Origin of the sequence: Pseudomonas putida NBRC 14164 (genome assembly GCF_000412675.1) — a bacterium.
Classification (GTDB): domain Bacteria; phylum Pseudomonadota; class Gammaproteobacteria; order Pseudomonadales; family Pseudomonadaceae; genus Aquipseudomonas; species Aquipseudomonas putida.
In genome coordinates, this window is the sequence record NC_021505.1 from 1,117,041 (window position 1) to 1,134,198 (window position 17,158).

The 17,158-nt window shown below is 62.9% G+C and carries 17 protein-coding genes; 14 read left to right on the forward strand and 3 right to left on the reverse strand.

The features are described 5' to 3' along the window. Positions 1-136: 136 nt before the first annotated feature. Complete coding sequence (locus PP4_RS04935; RefSeq protein WP_016498165.1) at positions 137-808, forward strand: response regulator; 672 nt, start codon at positions 137-139, stop codon at positions 806-808. Beyond that, positions 801-2,180 (forward strand): sensor histidine kinase, encoded by a 1,380-nt coding sequence (locus PP4_RS04940; protein WP_016488836.1) that lies wholly within the window; start codon positions 801-803, stop codon positions 2,178-2,180. Before PP4_RS04935 ends, PP4_RS04940 begins: the two co-directional genes overlap by 8 nt. Positions 2,181-2,289: 109 nt before the next feature. On the opposite strand, the gene PP4_RS04945 is transcribed toward PP4_RS04940, so the two are convergent. Together PP4_RS04945 and ygfZ are read right to left on the reverse strand one after the other, a co-directional pair. Further along, complete coding sequence (locus tag PP4_RS04945) at positions 2,290-3,096, reverse strand: HDOD domain-containing protein (protein WP_016498166.1); 807 nt, start codon at positions 3,094-3,096, stop codon at positions 2,290-2,292. 55 nt (positions 3,097-3,151) lie between these two features. Further along, positions 3,152-4,093 (reverse strand): CAF17-like 4Fe-4S cluster assembly/insertion protein YgfZ, encoded by a 942-nt coding sequence (gene ygfZ, locus PP4_RS04950; protein WP_016498167.1) that lies wholly within the window; start codon positions 4,091-4,093, stop codon positions 3,152-3,154. A gap of 133 nt (positions 4,094-4,226) precedes the next feature. Between ygfZ and PP4_RS04955 the strand changes: the two genes are divergently transcribed. Then, positions 4,227-4,481: an FAD assembly factor SdhE gene (locus PP4_RS04955; protein ID WP_016498168.1), complete on the forward strand. Its 255-nt coding sequence runs from the start codon at positions 4,227-4,229 to the stop codon at positions 4,479-4,481. Next, the gene (locus tag PP4_RS04960) at positions 4,465-4,923 is read left to right on the forward strand and encodes a protein YgfX (RefSeq protein WP_016498169.1); all 459 of its coding nucleotides are present in this window, start codon (positions 4,465-4,467) and stop codon (positions 4,921-4,923) included. Before PP4_RS04955 ends, PP4_RS04960 begins: the two co-directional genes overlap by 17 nt. A gap of 119 nt (positions 4,924-5,042) precedes the next feature. Here the strand turns inward: PP4_RS04960 and nadB are convergent, their stop codons facing one another. Next, positions 5,043-6,647 (reverse strand): L-aspartate oxidase, encoded by a 1,605-nt coding sequence (nadB, locus tag PP4_RS04965; protein ID WP_016498170.1) that lies wholly within the window; start codon positions 6,645-6,647, stop codon positions 5,043-5,045. Between the two features lie 444 nt (positions 6,648-7,091). Between nadB and rpoE the strand changes: the two genes are divergently transcribed. The 10 genes from rpoE to pdxJ all read left to right on the forward strand — a co-directional run bounded on the left by rpoE (position 7,092) and on the right by pdxJ (position 17,097). After that, the gene (gene rpoE, locus PP4_RS04970) at positions 7,092-7,673 is read left to right on the forward strand and encodes an RNA polymerase sigma factor RpoE (RefSeq protein WP_003252049.1); all 582 of its coding nucleotides are present in this window, start codon (positions 7,092-7,094) and stop codon (positions 7,671-7,673) included. Positions 7,674-7,704: 31 nt separating this feature from the next. Next, entirely contained in the window at positions 7,705-8,301 is a 597-nt protein-coding gene (locus tag PP4_RS04975; protein WP_016498171.1) for a sigma-E factor negative regulatory protein, read from the forward strand. Between the two features lie 8 nt (positions 8,302-8,309). After that, the gene (locus PP4_RS04980) at positions 8,310-9,275 is read left to right on the forward strand and encodes a MucB/RseB C-terminal domain-containing protein (protein ID WP_016498172.1); all 966 of its coding nucleotides are present in this window, start codon (positions 8,310-8,312) and stop codon (positions 9,273-9,275) included. Between the two features lie 209 nt (positions 9,276-9,484). Next, entirely contained in the window at positions 9,485-10,885 is a 1,401-nt protein-coding gene (locus tag PP4_RS04985; RefSeq protein WP_016498173.1) for a DegQ family serine endoprotease, read from the forward strand. A gap of 182 nt (positions 10,886-11,067) precedes the next feature. Continuing rightward, positions 11,068-12,867: a translation elongation factor 4 gene (lepA, locus tag PP4_RS04990; RefSeq protein WP_016498174.1), complete on the forward strand. Its 1,800-nt coding sequence runs from the start codon at positions 11,068-11,070 to the stop codon at positions 12,865-12,867. A gap of 5 nt (positions 12,868-12,872) precedes the next feature. Continuing rightward, positions 12,873-13,727: a signal peptidase I gene (lepB, locus tag PP4_RS04995; RefSeq protein ID WP_016498175.1), complete on the forward strand. Its 855-nt coding sequence runs from the start codon at positions 12,873-12,875 to the stop codon at positions 13,725-13,727. A gap of 161 nt (positions 13,728-13,888) precedes the next feature. Further along, entirely contained in the window at positions 13,889-14,578 is a 690-nt protein-coding gene (gene rnc, locus PP4_RS05000; protein WP_016488825.1) for a ribonuclease III, read from the forward strand. Beyond that, positions 14,571-15,473, forward strand: a complete 903-nt coding sequence (gene era / locus PP4_RS05005) for a GTPase Era (protein ID WP_016498176.1) — start codon at positions 14,571-14,573, stop codon at positions 15,471-15,473. Before rnc ends, era begins: the two co-directional genes overlap by 8 nt. 156 nt (positions 15,474-15,629) lie before the next feature. Further along, on the forward strand, positions 15,630-16,313 hold the full coding sequence (gene recO, locus PP4_RS05010) for a DNA repair protein RecO (RefSeq protein ID WP_016498177.1): 684 nt from the start codon (positions 15,630-15,632) through the stop codon (positions 16,311-16,313). A gap of 61 nt (positions 16,314-16,374) precedes the next feature. After that, positions 16,375-17,097: a pyridoxine 5'-phosphate synthase gene (pdxJ, locus tag PP4_RS05015; RefSeq protein WP_218178366.1), complete on the forward strand. Its 723-nt coding sequence runs from the start codon at positions 16,375-16,377 to the stop codon at positions 17,095-17,097. The last annotated feature ends 61 nt before the right edge of the window (positions 17,098-17,158 follow it).

Genomic DNA, 17,158 nt, shown 5'->3' on the forward strand with positions numbered 1-17,158 from the left:
AGCGACCGTGGTGCGATGCTAGGCAACGAACCTTTCGCTAACCTTTCAACGAGAAAGGTTTGTCAGAAGGGGCTTCACAGGCCTGGCGACAGCGGTACACTCCGCGCCACCGCCCCACCCGAGCAGGGAGAAACCGATGCGTGTGCTGCTGGTCGAAGACCATCTGCAACTGGCCGAAAGCGTGGCCCAGGCCTTGAAAAGCCACGGCCTGACCGTGGATGTGCTGCATGACGGCGTGGCCGCCGACCTGGCCCTGGCCAGCGAGGAATACGCCGTGGTCGTGCTGGATGTCGGCTTGCCACGCATGGACGGCTTCGAGGTACTGGCGCGCCTGCGCGGCCGTGGCAAGACCGTGCCGGTGCTGATGCTGACTGCCCGCAGTGACGTCAAGGACCGTGTCCATGGCCTGAACCTGGGTGCGGACGACTACCTGGCCAAACCGTTCGAGCTGACCGAGCTGGAAGCACGGGTCAAAGCCTTGCTGCGCCGCAGTGTGCTAGGTGGAGAGCGCCAGCAACGTTGCGGGCCGCTGGTCTACGACCTGGATACCCGGCGCTTCGCCCTGGGCGACGACAACCTGACCCTGACCTCGCGCGAGCAAAGCGTGCTGGAAGCGCTGATCGCCCGCCCGGGCCGGGTGATGAGCAAGGAGCAACTGGCTGCCCAGGTATTCGGCCTGGACGAAGAAGCCAGCCCCGACGCCATCGAAATCTACATCCACCGCCTGCGCAAGAAGCTCGATGGCCACCCGGTGGCCATCGTCACCTTCCGCGGCCTGGGCTACCTGCTAGAGCACCGCGATGCGTGACAACGGCAGCCTGCGCGGGCGACTGCTGGGCAACCTGGCCTTGCTGCTGGTGGTGCTGATGCTGGCCAGTGGCCTGAGTGCCTACTGGAATGGCCGCGAAGCCGCCGACACGGCCTACGACCGCACCCTGCTGGCCTCGGCGCGAACCATCGCCGCCGGTCTTTCGCAGCGTGACGGCTCGCTGAGCGCGGATGTGCCCTACGTGGCGCTGGACACCTTCGCCTACGACAGTGCCGGGCGTATCTACTACCAGGTGCTGGACATCAAGCAGCGGCTGATTTCCGGTTACGAGAACCTGCCACCGCCGCCACCCGGCACGCCACGTACTGATGACTACCCGGCACTGGCGCGGTTCTACAACGCCACCTACCTGGGCCAGGACGTGCGCGTGGTCAGCCTGCTGAAGGCAGTGAGCGAGCCGAACATGAACGGCATGGCAGAAATCCGTGTGGCCGAGACCGAGGAGGCGCGGGTGCGCATGGCCCGTGGGTTGATGGCCGACACCCTGCTGCGCCTTGGCATGCTGGCGCTGGGAGCGCTGGTAATGGTGTGGTTTGCCGTGAGCGCGGCGTTGCGGCCGCTGGAGCGTCTGCGCACGGCGGTAGAGGAGCGCCAACCGGATGATCTGCGGGCGCTGCCGGTGGTGCAGGTGCAGCGTGAGCTCAGCCCGCTGGTGCGGGCCTTGAACCACTTTACCGAGCGTTTGCGCGGCCAGTTCGAGCGCCAGGCACAGTTCATTGCCGATGCCGCCCATGAACTGCGTACGCCACTGGCGGCCTTGAAGGCTCGGGTCGAGCTGGGGTTGCGCTCTTCCGAGCCGCAGGAGTGGCGGCAGACCTTGGAATCTGCGGCCCAGGGCACCGACAAGCTGACCCATCTGGCCAACCAGTTGTTGTCGCTGGCGCGGGTTGAAAACGGTGCACGGGCGATTGCCGAAGGCGGTGCGCAGCGCCTGGACCTGAGTCAGCTGGCCCGTGAGCTGGGCATGGCCATGGCGCCTTTGGCGCACAAGCGCGGGGTGGCGCTGGCCCTGGAGGCCGAGGCCCCCGTATGGCTCAAGGGTGAACCGACGCTGCTCAACGAACTGTTGAGCAACCTGGTGGACAACGCCCTGGCGCATACGCCAGCGGGGGGCAATGTGATCTTGCGGGTAGTGGCGCCGGCTGTGCTGGAGGTGGAGGATGACGGCCCGGGCATTCCCGAGGCTGAACGCGAGCGGGTGTTCGAGCGGTTCTACCGGCGCAGTGCGCAGGGTAGCGGCCTTGGCCTGGCGATTGTCGGCGAGATCTGCCGGGCGCACCTGGCACAGGTGAGCCTGCATGATGGCGAGAAGGGCGGGTTGCGGGTGCGAGTGAGTTTCATAGCCGATTGATGTGTTGCCTGTACCTGCCTCTTCGCGGGTAAACCCGCTCCCACAGGTAATGTACATGCCTGTAGGAGCAGCCTTGTGCTGCGAAAGGGCCGGCACAGGCTAAGGCAAGTCAGCGCAACATGCTTCGCGCCTCGAGCAGTTCATCCACTTCCAGCTCTGTACCGAACGGCAGCCCAAGATGGCGGTACGCCGGCAGTGCCGCCAACGGCCGATGGCGGCCACGCTGGCTGATGCAGCGGGCGATTTGCACGATGTCGATGTAGTCGACCTTGTCGGTCTGCCGGTCCAGGTCCTGAACCTGGCTCGGCAAGTTGATCAACTGCTCCGGAAACTCCCAGGCCTTGAGGATCTTGTCCCCCAGCACCGGCTGGATCTGCTCGATCACGTAATGCAGGCAAACCGGGTCCGACAACAGCTCGTTGTGCTCTTCGGCATAGATCAGCACCGGCAACGCGCCGATCTGGTTGACCAAGCCGCCCAAAGTGGCCTGTTCAGGCTTGAGCTGTGTATAGCGACGGCAGATTTCGTAGCTGATGCCCGCCACTTCCAGGCTGTTGGTCCATATATCGCGAAGCTTCTGTTCAACCGCCGGTGAGCGGGCATGGAAAATCTGCTCGATCACCAGGCCGATGGCCAAATTGCAGCTGTAGTTGATACCCAGTCGCGTGATGGCGGTATGCAGGTCGGTGACCTCAACCGCCGCGCGCAGCAGCGGGCTGTTGACCACCTTGATCAGGCGCGCTGAAAGGGCCGCGTCGCGACCGATCACCTTGCTCAGGGCCGCTACGCTGATCTCGCTGTCTTCCGCCGCCTCACGGATGCTCAAGGCAACCTCGGGCAGGGTCGGCAAGACCAGATCATCCTTTTCGATGGCATCGAGCAACTGTGCTTGAACCATCTCGGCCAGCTTGTTCATGGGCGTGTCTACCGCAGTGGTGGTGCGGCCCCGCCACGGTGGCGGGGCAGGCTGGTCAGCGCTGGATTTCCCGGTCGCGGTCCAGTTCGTAGGGCAGGGTCAGCACCTGCAGGCGCGGGCCTTCGAGGCTGCCCAGGTGCAGGTTGTCGTCTGCCACCGCGTCGGCGCCGAGCACCGCGAGCAGTTCACAGCCGGCGCCGTTGCTGGCAGCAATGACCACTTCACCGACCGACGAACCATGGGTGGGCGAGAAGATCTCGGCACCTGGGGCCGGAATCGCCTGCTGGTCCAGTGCCAAGCGGTACTGGCGGCGTTTGAGCTTGCCCAGGTACTGCATGCGGGCAACGATTTCCTGGCCGGTGTAGCAACCTTTCTTGAAGCTGACGCCGTCGACGGCCTGCAGGTTGATCATCTGCGGGATGAACAGCTCACGGGTCGGCCCCATGACCTGGCCGATACCGGCACGCACCTGCCCAAGCAACCAGTCGTTCAGGCTGCCTTCAGGCAGGGCGCCGGCGAGGGCCTGGCGTACCGTGTCGGCGTTTTCCGCCGGTACCCACAGCTCGAAACGGCCCTCGGACACGGCAATGGCGATCAGGCCTTCATGGCGCACGGTACTGCCGGCGCCTTCGGGCACGTCGAGCCCCAGTGCCAGCAGCGCAGCGTCACCGCCTTGCAGACCAAAGCGTGCCCAGGCGGCGCTTTCATCGGTCAGCGTTGCCTTGGAAAATACAGCGTATTTCTTCAGGTCGGCCAGTTGCGCCTCAAGCAGTTCGCTGGCCATGGCCAGCAGGTAGCCGTTGCCTTCGGGCAAGATGCGGAAGCTCGATTGCATGCGCCCCTTGACCATGCAGCGGGCGCCCAGGCTGGCGTGTTCCTGGCTGAGGTAGTTGATGTTGCAGGTCAGCTGGCCTTGCAGGAACTTGCCTGCATCGGAGCCGCGGACGGCGAGGATGCCCTCGTGGGACAGGGGGCAGAAGAAAGCGGAATCGGCCATGGGTCATCGCGGTGGCTAAAGACTGGCGGCCATCATAGAACGCCGGTAACAAAATAGGTAGGTGACTAGACCAACGCCCGGTGTCGCTGCGCTCGCCGGGCTGTATACTGGCGGGCCATTCGAGGAGGGCCCCATGGTCGAACAAACTGAACTCAACCGGCTTTTCTGGCATAGCCGCCGCGGCATGCTGGAACTGGACGTACTGCTGGTGCCTTTCACCCAGGAAGTCTACTCCACCCTCAACGAGACCGACCGCGAACTGTACGTGCGTCTGTTGAGCTGCGAGGACCAGGACATGTTCGGCTGGTTCATGGAGCGCACCGAGTCCGAAGACCCGGAGCTGCAACGCATGGTCCGCATCATCCTGGACCGTGTCCAGCCCAAGTGAGTGTTTCGAGTGCCGCTGGCAAGGCTCGCGCCTGCTGCTAGCGGCCTACCTGGGTTGCCAGGTGCTGGCGTGGCTTGCCGTGTGGGCGAGCCCGTTGCCTGATTGGCTTTGCTTTTCTGTTGTCGCCGCCTGTATCACCCACGCTGGCTGGGCCATTCCCCGACGAATCCTGTTGACCCATGAGCATGCCGTTGTCGGCCTGCGCCGTGATGTGCGCGGCTGGCAGGTGTTCTGCCGTGCCCGTGGCTGGCAACCGGTGCGGTTGTGCCGGGACAGCGTGGCGTTGCCGCGGCTGGTGGTGTTGCGTTTTGAGCGAGCGGGGCAATGGGTGGGGCAGAGCCAGTGCATACCCCAGGATGCATTGGGGGCGGATGAGCATCGGCGCTTGCGGGTGCGGTTGAAGTTCAGCCGGCGGCGCTGGGCTGCGGTGAGCCGGGCATAGATCAAGATCGGGCTAGCTTCTTCGCGGGCTCGCCCGCCCCCACAGGTATTGCGTAAAGCTGCAAGGCAGTGGAATTCCTGTGGGAGCGGGCGAGCCCGCGAAGGCCCCCGCCACCGTTTTCAGAGCGGACTGAGGATGGTGTCCTTGGCCTCGTCCAGCATCCCTGGGTAATCCAGGGTGTAGTGCAGCCCGCGGCTTTCCTTGCGCTGCATGGCTGACAGGATCATCAGTTCGGCCACCTGCGCCAGGTTGCGCAGTTCGATCAGGTCGCGGCTGACCTTGTAGTTGCTGTAGAACTCGTCGATTTCGTCCAGCAGCAGGCGAATGCGGTGCTGGGCGCGCTGCAGGCGCTTGCTGGTACGCACGATACCCACGTAGTCCCACATGAAGCGCCGCAGCTCGTCCCAGTTGTGCGCGATGATCACGTCCTCGTCCGAGTCGGTGACCTGGCTGGCATCCCACCCCGGCAGCGCCGTGGGCATGGACACGTGTGCCAGATGCGCCTCGATGTCGGCAGCGGCGGCACGGCCATAGACAAAGCATTCCAGCAGCGAGTTGCTGGCCATGCGGTTGGCACCGTGCAGGCCGGTGAAGCTGGTTTCGCCGATGGCGTACAAGCCTGGCACATCGGTGTGGCCGCGATCATCGACCATCACCCCGCCACAGGTGTAGTGCGCCGCCGGTACGACCGGGATCGGCTGGCGGGTGATGTCGATGCCAAAGGCCAGGCAGCGCTCGTACACGGTGGGGAAGTGGCCCATGACGAAATCGGCCGGCTTGTGGGTGATGTCCAGGTACACGCAGTCCACGCCCAGGCGCTTCATCTCGTGGTCGATGGCGCGGGCCACGATGTCGCGCGGGGCCAGCTCTTCGCGCGGGTCGAAGCGTGGCATGAAGCGCTCGCCATTGGGCAGGCGCAGCAGCGCACCTTCACCGCGCAGTGCTTCGGTGATCAGGAAGCTCTTGGCCTGCGGGTGGTAGAGGCAGGTCGGATGGAACTGGTTGAATTCCAGGTTCGCCACCCGGCAGCCCGCCCGCCAGGCCATGGCGATGCCGTCACCGCAGGCGCCATCGGGGTTGCTGGTGTAGAGGTAGACCTTGGCTGCACCGCCGGTGGCCAGCACGGTGAAGCGCGCGCCGAAGGTGTCCACCTCACCGGTGTTGCGGTCGAGCACGTAGGCGCCCAGGCAACGCTCGCCCGGCAGGCCCAGGCGGCGTTCGGTGATCAGGTCGACCGCCACGCGTTGCTCCAGCAGCTGGATGTTCGGGCGCCGGCGCGCCTGTTCCAGCAGCGTGGTGAATATGGCTGCGCCGGTGGCGTCGGCGGCGTGGATGATGCGTCGGTGGCTATGGCCGCCCTCACGGGTGAGGTGGAATTCAAAGCCGCCATCGTCAACGCTGGAGTGCTCGTCGCGGGTAAAGGGCACCCCTTGCTCGATCAGCCACTGAATGGCTTCGCGGCTGTGTTCGACGGTAAACCGCACTGCATCTTCATGGCACAGGCCGCCGCCGGCATTGAGGGTGTCCTCGACATGCGACTGCACGGTATCGGTATTGTCCAGCACCGCCGCGACGCCACCTTGGGCCCAGAAGGTCGAGCCGTTGGCCAGGTCGCCCTTGCTGAGCACGGCAACGCGCAGGTGGCTGGGAAGGTTCAGTGCCAGGCTGAGACCGGCGGCACCGCTGCCGATCACCAGGACATCATGTTGGAATTGTTGGCTCATGTCGGGACACTAGTAATCTTTAGAGAGGGCGCGGCACAATAGTCACGCGCAGATGGCATTGTGAAACTATCGTTAAACTTGGCCAGGTTGCCTTTATAGCAGCCCGAGGTGGCCAATTTCCATGCCACTTGGCCACTTACCGAGGCGCGCGGCAACCTTTGTGGGAACTTTCCGATATGGCCGGAAATCCTATGAAGGTTGCCCGCACGTCACAATTTGCCGCGGCGACGCAGGGTTGCAGGCCTGTCCGGGCTGTCCCGGCGTATTCGAAACCTGATTATCGACGTAGCCGGCCGTGACCGCGCCACGTCTTCCGTGCCAGCCGACCAAGGGCTGCAGGAAACTTGCTTGGAGGGGAGAACTTTTGCGTAAAGCCCGAGTCTATGGTTGCAAGCCTGATCGATGGGTGTTGCACCGCTCCTTCGAGTTCACTGAGGAGTGTTCATGCTAACCCAGGAAGAGGATCAGCAGCTTGTCGAGCGCGTGCAGCGCGGTGACAGGCGAGCGTTCGATCTGTTGGTGCTGAAGTATCAGCACAAGATTCTCGGGTTGATCGTGCGGTTCGTTCACGATACCCACGAGGCCCAGGATGTAGCACAGGAAGCCTTTATCAAGGCCTACCGTGCGCTTGGCAATTTCCGCGGTGACAGTGCGTTTTATACCTGGCTGTACCGCATCGCCATCAACACGGCGAAGAACTACCTGGTGTCCCGTGGAAGACGGCCGCCAGACAGCGATGTGAGCTCCGAGGATGCGGAGTTTTATGACGGCGATCATGGCCTCAAGGATCTCGAGTCCCCAGAGCGCTCGTTGTTGCGGGATGAAATCGAAGGCACTGTCCATCGCACCATCCAGCAACTGCCCGAAGACCTGCGTACGGCGTTGACCCTGCGCGAGTTCGACGGGCTGAGTTACGAAGACATTGCCAGTGTCATGCAATGTCCGGTGGGTACCGTGCGCTCTCGAATCTTCCGCGCTCGGGAGGCCATAGATAAAGCCCTGCAGCCGTTGTTGCAGGAAACCTGAGACAGCGGCGACAGCCAAGAGAGGAACCGCCATGAGTCGTGAAGCTTTGCAGGAATCGCTGTCCGCGGTGATGGATAACGAAGCGGACGAACTGGAACTGCGTCGGGTGCTGAGCGCCGTAGACGACGCCGAAACCCGTGCCACCTGGTCGCGTTACCAGGTAGCACGTGCAGCCATGCACAAGGAGCTGCTGCTGCCTAACCTGGATATCGCCTCGGCGGTGTCTGCGGCGCTGGCTGACGAAGCCGTGCCGGCCAAGGTCAACAAGGGCCCATGGCGCAGCGTCGCTCGCCTGGCGGTCGCCGCCTCGGTCACCGTTGCGGTGCTGGCAGGCGTGCGGATGTACAACCAGGACGAGATCACCGGCGCCGAGCTGGCTTCGCAGCAGCCTGCACAACAGGGCCTGAGCATGCCACAAACTCAGGGTCCGGCCGTATTGGCAGGCTATAGTGAAAGCAGTGAGCAGCCGACCGGGCCGATGGCCAACGGTGTGCTGCAAAACCAGGCTGGCTGGGATCAGCGTCTGCCGGGCTATCTGCGTCAGCATGCCCAGGAGTCCGCACTCCAAGGCACCGAGACTGCCCTGCCGTACGCCCGTGCCGCCAGCATGGGAAATCCCGCTAAGTAAGGAGGATCATGCGCGCGCTACCTCTTCTGTCGCTGCTGATTGGCAGCTGCATGACCGTGCCGGTATTGGCAGCCAACTCCTCGCCCCAGGCGAGCGAGTGGCTTGGCAAGCTGGCACAAGCCGAGCAAAAGCAGAGTTATCAGGGCTCGTTCGTCTACGAACGCAACGGTAGCTTCTCTTCCCACGATATCTGGCACAGGGTCGAGGACGGCAAGGTCAGCGAGCGGCTGCTGCAGCTCGATGGCGCCGCCCAGGAAATCCTGCGCGTGGATGGCAAGGTGGAGTGCGTCAGTGGGGCGTTGGTCAGCGGCGTGACTACTCCTGCGGATGCTGCTCAGCGTGTGCTTGATCCGCTGAAGCTGATGGGCTGGTACGATTTGAGCGTGGCGGGCAAGTCACGGGTCGCCGGGCGCGATGGCGTGATCGTGACGCTCACTCCCCGCGACCAGCACCGCTATGCCTTCGAACTGCACCTGGATCGCAACACTGGCCTGCCGCTTCGCTCGTTGATGCTCAACGACAAAGGGCAGTTGCTGGAGCGCTTCCAGATGACTCGCCTCGATACCACCAAGCCGCCCAGCGACGATGACCTGCGCCCCAGTGCTTCCTGCAAGCCGGTGCAGCGTGTTGCCCCTGCCAGCAGTGACAGTGTCGCCGGCTGGCGCTCGGATTGGCTCCCGCCAGGGTTCGAGCTGGTCAACAGCTCGGTACGGCGTGACCCCAAGCGTGACAGCACGGTCAGTAGCCTGATGTACGATGATGGCCTGGCGCGCTTCTCGGTGTTCCTTGAGCCCGTGAAGGACGATGCCGGGACCGATGTGCGTACCCAGCTTGGCCCGACCTCGGCCGTTTCGCGGCGCCTGAACACGCCCAAGGGCAAGGTGATGGTCACCGTGGTCGGCGAAATTCCGCTCGGTACGGCAGAACGCGTCGCATTGTCGATGCGCCCCCAGGATGCCCAGGCGCGCCAGTAATGGTGCGCTTTTGCGGGCCATGCCAAGGCGAACGGATATGCGCCTGAAATGAAATTAAAGCATTGTCATTTGCAATCTACTGGCAAATTTTCTATAGGTCAGGCTTCTTGGAGCCTGGCCTTTCCTGCTTTGTGCAGGGGCCTTTCTAAACTACCGCTCGTTGTGACGGGAGTCGTATGTCAACACCACGCTTGAAATCCTACCTATCGATGTTCGCCGCCGTGCTCATGCTCGGCCAGGTGCTCACCGCCCAGGCCGAGGAAGCCCTGCCCGACTTCACCACGCTGGTAGAGCAGGCCTCGCCGGCAGTGGTCAACATCAGTACCAAGCAGAAGCTGCCGGACCGTCGCGTTGCCGCTGGGCAGATGCCGGACCTGGAAGGCCTGCCGCCGATGTTCCGCGAATTCTTCGAGCGCAACATGCCGCAGCAGCCGCGCTCGCCGCGTGGCGACCGTCAGCGTGAGGCGCAATCGCTCGGTTCGGGCTTCATCATTTCCAGCGATGGTTATGTGCTGACCAACAACCACGTGGTGGCCGACGCCGACGAAATCATTGTCCGCCTGTCGGACCGCAGCGAGCTGCAGGCCAAGCTGGTCGGCACCGACCCGCGCACCGACGTGGCCCTGCTCAAGGTCGAAGGCAAGAACCTGCCGATCGTGAAGCTGGGTGATTCCGAGAAGCTCAAGGTGGGTGAGTGGGTGCTGGCCATCGGTTCGCCGTTCGGCTTCGACCATTCGGTGACCAAAGGTATCGTCAGCGCCAAGGGCCGCACGCTGCCCAACGAGACCTATGTGCCGTTCATCCAGACCGACGTGGCCATCAACCCGGGTAACTCGGGCGGCCCGCTGTTCAATATGAAGGGCGAAGTGGTGGGTATCAACTCGCAGATCTTCACCCGTTCTGGCGGCTTCATGGGTCTGTCGTTCGCCATCCCGATCGATGTGGCGATCGATGTGTCCAACCAGTTGAAGAAAGACGGCAAGGTCAGCCGCGGCTGGCTGGGCGTGGTGATTCAGGAGGTCAACAAGGACCTGGCCGAATCCTTCGGCCTGGACAAGCCGGCGGGTGCGCTGGTGGCCCAGGTGCTGGAAGACGGCCCGGCAGCCAAAGGTGGCCTGCAGGTGGGTGACGTGATCCTGAGCATGAACGGCCAGCCGATCGTCATGTCGGCGGACCTGCCGCATCTGGTCGGTAGCCTCAAGGACGGCGAAAAAGCCAAGCTGGAGATCATCCGCAACGGCAAGCGCCAGACCCTGGATGTGGGTGTCGGCGCGATGCCGGATGACGATGCCGAAATCGGTGCCGGTGTCGAAGGCAGCGCCGAGCGTAGCAGCAACCGCCTGGGCGTTTCGGTGGCCGACCTGACCGCCGAGCAGAAAAAGTCCCTCGAACTCAAAGGCGGCGTGGTTATCAAGGAAGTGCAGGATGGCCCGGCAGCGATGATCGGCCTGCGCCCGGGTGACGTCATCAGTCACCTGAACAACCAGGCCATCGGTTCGGCCAAGGAATTCACCGAAATCGCCAAGGAACTGCCGAAGAACCGCTCGGTGTCCATGCGCGTGCTGCGTCAGGGGCGTGCCAGCTTCATCACCTTCAAGCTCGCTGAATAAGCGGTTTTGCAGGCAGGAAAGGGCAGCTACGGCTGCCCTTTTTCATGAAAATTCACAATTGCGGGCGCCAAAGCGCGGCACAGCCCGATAGAGGAATCTCCCATATCCCTGCTGCTTGAGGTACAATTCCCGGCTATTTTTCGGCGGGCGTCCCGGCTCGCAGCCTTTTCGAGTGTTGACCCGTGAGTGATTTGAGTCATATCCGCAATTTCTCCATCATCGCCCACATCGACCATGGCAAGTCGACGCTGGCCGACCGTTTCATCCAGATGTGCGGTGGCCTGTCGGCGCGCGAAATGGAAGCCCAGGTGCTTGATTCGATGGACCTGGAGCGCGAACGCGGGATTACCATCAAAGCCCACAGCGTCACGCTTCACTACAAGGCGCAAGACGGCAAGACCTACCAGCTGAACTTCATCGACACCCCCGGCCACGTCGACTTCACCTACGAAGTCTCGCGCTCGCTGGCGGCCTGTGAAGGCGCACTGCTGGTGGTGGACGCTGGCCAAGGCGTTGAAGCCCAGTCCGTTGCCAACTGCTACACCGCCATCGAGCAGGGCCTGGAAGTCATGCCGGTCCTGAACAAGATGGACCTGCCCCAGGCCGACCCGGACCGCGTCAAGGACGAGATCGAGAAGATCATCGGCATCGACGCCACCGACGCCGTGGCCTGTAGCGCCAAGAGCGGCATGGGCGTAGACGAGGTGCTCGAGCGCCTGGTGCACACCATCCCCGCGCCTGTAGGCGAAATCGACGCGCCCCTGCAGGCGCTGATCATCGACTCCTGGTTCGACAACTACCTGGGCGTGGTCTCGCTGGTGCGTGTGCGTCAGGGCCGCGTCAAGAAGGGCGACAAGATTCTGGTCAAGTCCACCGGCAAGGTGCACCTGGTCGACAGCGTGGGTGTGTTCACCCCGAAACATACCCAGACCGCTGATCTGAAAGCCGGAGAAGTAGGCTTCATCATCGCCAGCATCAAAGACATTCACGGTGCGCCGGTGGGTGACACCCTGACCTTGTCCTCGACCCCCGAGGTCGAAGTGCTGGCGGGCTTCAAGAAAATCCAGCCGCAGGTCTACGCCGGCCTGTTCCCGGTCAGCTCCGACGACTTCGAAGACTTCCGCGACGCATTGCAGAAGCTCACCCTCAACGACTCGTCGCTGCAGTACATGCCGGAAAGCTCCGACGCCCTGGGCTTCGGCTTCCGTTGCGGTTTCCTCGGCATGCTGCACATGGAGATCATCCAGGAGCGCCTGGAGCGCGAATACGACCTGGACCTGATTACCACCGCCCCGAGCGTGATCTACGAGCTCGAGCTGAAGACCGGCGAAACCATCATCGTCGATAACCCGTCAAAACTGCCGGATGTCTCGGCTGTGACCGACTTCCGCGAGCCGATCGTCACCGCGACCATCCTGGTGCCGCAGGAACACCTGGGTAACGTCATCACCCTGTGCATCGAGAAGCGTGGCGTGCAGCGCGACATGCAGTTCCTCGGCAGCCAGGTGCAGGTGCGTTACGACATGCCGATGAACGAAGTGGTCCTGGACTTCTTCGACCGTCTCAAGTCCACCAGCCGCGGCTATGCTTCGCTGGATTATCATTTTGATCGCTACCAGTCGGCCAATCTGGTCAAACTGGACGTACTGATCAACGGCGACAAGGTCGATGCCCTGGCATTGATCGTGCACCGCGACAACGCGGCCTACAAAGGCCGTGCGTTGACCGAGAAGATGAAGGAACTGATCCCTCGGCAGATGTTCGACGTGGCGATCCAGGCAGCCATTGGCGGCCAGATCATCGCGCGGACAACCGTCAAGGCGCTCAGAAAGAACGTACTGGCCAAGTGCTACGGTGGTGACGTCAGCCGTAAGAAGAAACTGCTGGAGAAGCAGAAGGCCGGTAAGAAACGCATGAAACAGGTAGGCAACGTGGAAATTCCACAAGAAGCCTTCCTCGCCGTGCTCAGGTTGGATAGCTAGGTCCTATGTCGCTAAATTTCCCGCTGTTGCTAGTCATCGCCGTCTTTGTCTGCGGTCTGCTGGGCTTGATCGACCTGCTGTTCCTGGCCCCGCGCCGGCGTGCGGCAATCGCCAACTATCAGGGCAGCGTCAGCCAGCCCGAGATGGCCGTTGTCGAGCGCCTGAACAAGGAACCGTTGCTGGTCGAGTACGGTAAATCGTTCTTTCCGGTGCTGTTCATCGTGCTGGTGCTGCGTTCATTCCTGGTCGAGCCGTTCCAGATTCCTTCGGGGTCGATGAAACCGACCCTGGAAGTGGGCGACTTCATCCTGGTGAACAAGTTCTCGTACGGTATTCCCCTGCCGGTGATCGACAAGAAGGTCATCGAGGTGGGTGACCCGCAACGCGGTGATGTAATGGTGTTCCGCTATCCGAGCGACCCGAACGTCAATTACATCAAGCGAGTGGTCGGCCTGCCGGGCGACCAGATCCGCTACACCAACGACAAGCGGCTGTTCGTCAACGGCCAGCCGATTGCCGAACAACTGGTGGGCACCGAACCGGGCACCTTGGGCAGCGCCGAGCTGTACAAGGAAAAGCTCGGCGAGGCCGAACACCTGATCCGCAAGGAAATGAGCCGTTATCGCATGCCGCCGGACCAGCAGTGGACCGTGCCGGCAGGCCATTACTTCATGATGGGCGACAACCGCGACAACTCCAACGACAGCCGTTACTGGGATGATCCGAACATTCCCAAGGAACTGCACGGCATGGTTCCGGACCGGAACATCGTCGGCAAGGCCTTTGCGGTGTGGATGAGCTGGCCAGAGCCCAAGCTCAGCCACCTGCCCAACCTGTCGCGGGTCGGCCTGATCCATTGATACCCATCGGCGCTGTCCAGCAGACAGCGCCGAATGCATTTCTGACATAGGCTGTGTTCTCAGGGATCGGGAGATTCGTCGCATACGGCGGCGGGCCACAGCCAAACAGTCTTTCAGGATGTTGATTTGAACAACGCGTTGAACAACAAACGGGTGGTTGCATGAGTGCTTCCCTTGCCCATCTGGAGCGAAAGCTCGGTTATACCTTCAAGAATCAGGACCAGATGCTTCTGGCACTGACCCATCGCAGCTATGCCGGGCGCAATAACGAGCGCCTGGAGTTTCTCGGTGACGCCATTCTCAACTTCGTCGCCGGCGAAGCGCTGTTCGAGCGCTTCCCGCAGGCCCGCGAAGGCCAGCTGTCGCGCCTGCGCGCGCGCTTGGTCAAGGGCGAGACCCTGGCCCGCCTGGCCCGTGGTTTCGACCTGGGCGAATACCTGCGCCTGGGTTCGGGTGAGCTCAAAAGTGGCGGTTTCCGTCGTGAGTCGATCCTGGCCGACGCCCTGGAGGCACTGATCGGAGCCATCTACCTGGACGCCGACATGGACACGGCCCGGGAACGCGTCCTGGCCTGGCTGGCCGACGAGTTCGAAGGCCTGACCCTGGTCGACACCAACAAGGACCCGAAAACCCGCCTGCAAGAATTCCTGCAATCGCGCAGCTGTGAGCTGCCGCGTTACGAAGTAGTGGATATCCAGGGTGAACCGCACTGCCGTACTTTCTTCGTCGAATGCGAAGTCGTGCTGCTGAACAACAAAAGTCGTGGTCAGGGCGTTAGCCGGCGTATTGCCGAGCAAGTCGCTGCCGCGTCCGCACTGATCGCCCTGGGCGTGGAGAATGGCAATGACTGATAACAACCCGACGCGCTGCGGCTACGTGGCCATTGTCGGCCGCCCCAACGTGGGCAAGTCGACCTTGCTCAACCACATCCTGGGCCAGAAGCTGGCGATCACTTCGCGCAAGCCGCAGACCACCCGCCACAACATGCTCGGCATCAAGACCGAAGGTGATGTGCAGGCGATCTACGTCGACACCCCCGGTATGCACAAGGCCAACGACAAAGCCTTGAACCGCTACATGAACCGCAACGCCTCGGCGGCCCTGAAGGACGTCGACGTGGTGATCTTCGTGGTCGACCGCACCAAGTGGACCGACGAGGACCAACTGGTGCTGGAGCGCGTGCAGTACGTGACCGGCCCGCTGATCATCGCGGTCAACAAGACCGACCGCATGGAAGAGAAGGCCGAGCTGATCCCGCACCTGCAGTGGCTGCAGGAGCAACTGCCAAACGCCGAAGTCATGCCTATTTCTGCGCAGCAGGGGCACAACCTCGAAGCGCTGGAAGCACAGATCGCCAAGCACCTGCCCGAGAACGATCACTTCTTCCCGGAAGACCAGATCACCGACCGCAGCAGCCGCTTCCTGGCCGCCGAACTGGTGCGCGAGAAGATCATGCGCCAGTTGGGTGCCGAGCTTCCGTACCAGATCACCGTGGAAATTGAAGAATTCAAGCAGCAGGGCCATGTGCTGCATATTCACGCGCTGATCCTGGTCGAGCGCGACGGCCAGAAAAAAATCATCATTGGCGACAAGGGCGAGCGCATCAAGCGCATCGGCTCCGAGGCGCGCAAGGACATGGAAGTGCTGTTCGACTCCAAGGTCATGCTCAACCTATGGGTCAAGGTGAAGGGCGGCTGGTCCGACGACGAGCGCGCCCTGCGCTCGCTGGGCTACGGCGACCTCTAAGGCTCAAGGCGGCCCTTGTGGGAGCGGCCTAGCGTCGCGAAAGGGCTGCGAAGCAGCCCCAGCCATTTTGGCGGCAATGCTGAAATCCGGGGGGCCGCGTTGCGGCCCTTTCGCGACACGAGGCCGCTCCCACAACCACGGGCCGGGTAAACGCTAATGGAACAACCTGTCGGCCAGCCAGCCTACGTGCTGCACAGCCGTGCCTACAAGGAAACCAGCGCGCTGGTGGACTTCCTCACGCCGCAGGGCCGCATGCGCGCTGTACTGCGGCGTGCGCGTGGCAAGGGCGGCAGCCTGGTGCGGCCGTTCGTGCCGCTTGAGGTGGAGCTGCGCGGGCGTGGCGAGCTGAAGAATGTCGGGCGGATGGACAGCGCCGGCATCGCCGCCTGGCTGCACGGCGATGCCCTGTTCAGCGGGTTGTACCTCAATGAACTGCTCATGCGGCTGCTGCCCGCCGAAGCGCCGTTCCCGGCCCTGTTCGAGCACTACGCCCTGACCTTGCAGGCCTTGGCCGCCGGGCGCCCGCTGGAGCCGCTGCTGCGTTCGTTCGAATGGCGGCTGCTGGACGAACTCGGTTATGCGTTCTCCTTGAATCATGACGTCAACGACCAACCCATCGCCGCAGACGGGCTGTACCGCTTGCGTGTGGATGCCGGCCTGGAGCGGGTCGAACTGGTGCAACCCGGCCTGTTTCGCGGCATCGAGCTGATGGCCCTGGCCGACGCCGACTGGGACACCCCAGGCGCGTTGCTCGCGGCCAAGCGCCTGATGCGCCAGGCACTGGCGGTTCACCTGGGCGCAAAACCGTTGGTCAGCCGGGAACTGTTTCGCAAGCGCTGATCACGACGTATGCTGTGGGGCTCAACCTTCAGGAGAGCCTTTCGTGACTCACAGCAACCGCATGCTTCTTGGCGTAAACATCGACCACGTGGCGACCCTGCGCCAAGCCCGGGGCACGCGTTACCCTGACCCTGTCAAGGCTGCCCTGGACGCCGAGGAAGCGGGCGCCGATGGCATCACCGTGCACCTGCGCGAAGACCGTCGGCACATCCAGGAACGTGACGTGGTGCTCCTCAAGGATGTGCTGCAGACGCGCATGAACTTCGAAATGGGCGTCACCGAAGAGATGATGGCCTTTGCCGAGAAGATCCGCCCGGCGCACATCTGCCTGGTGCCTGAAACCCGTCAGGAACTGACTACCGAAGGTGGCCTGGACGTGGCGGGGCAGGAGGCACGGATCAAGGCGGCCGTGGAGCGCCTTGCCCGCACCGGTGCCGAAGTGTCGCTGTTCATCGATGCTGACGAGCGCCAGATCGAGGCCTCTCGCCGGGTGGGGGCGCCGGCCATCGAGCTGCATACCGGGCGTTATGCCGACGCCCAAACCCCGACCGAAGTGGCCGAGGAGTTGCAGCGTATCGTTGATGGCGTGGCGTTTGGCGTGGGGCAGGGGCTGATCGTCAATGCTGGCCACGGGCTGCATTACCACAACGTCGAGGCGGTGGCGGCGATCAAGGGCATCAATGAGCTGAACATTGGCCACGCGCTGGTGGCGCATGCCTTGTTTGTAGGCTTCAAAGCCGCAGTGGCCGAGATGAAGGCACTGATCGTGGCGGCTTCGCGCTGACTGATTGGTTGCCTGTACTGGCCTCTTCGCGGGTAAACCCGCTCCCACAGGGATTGCACAA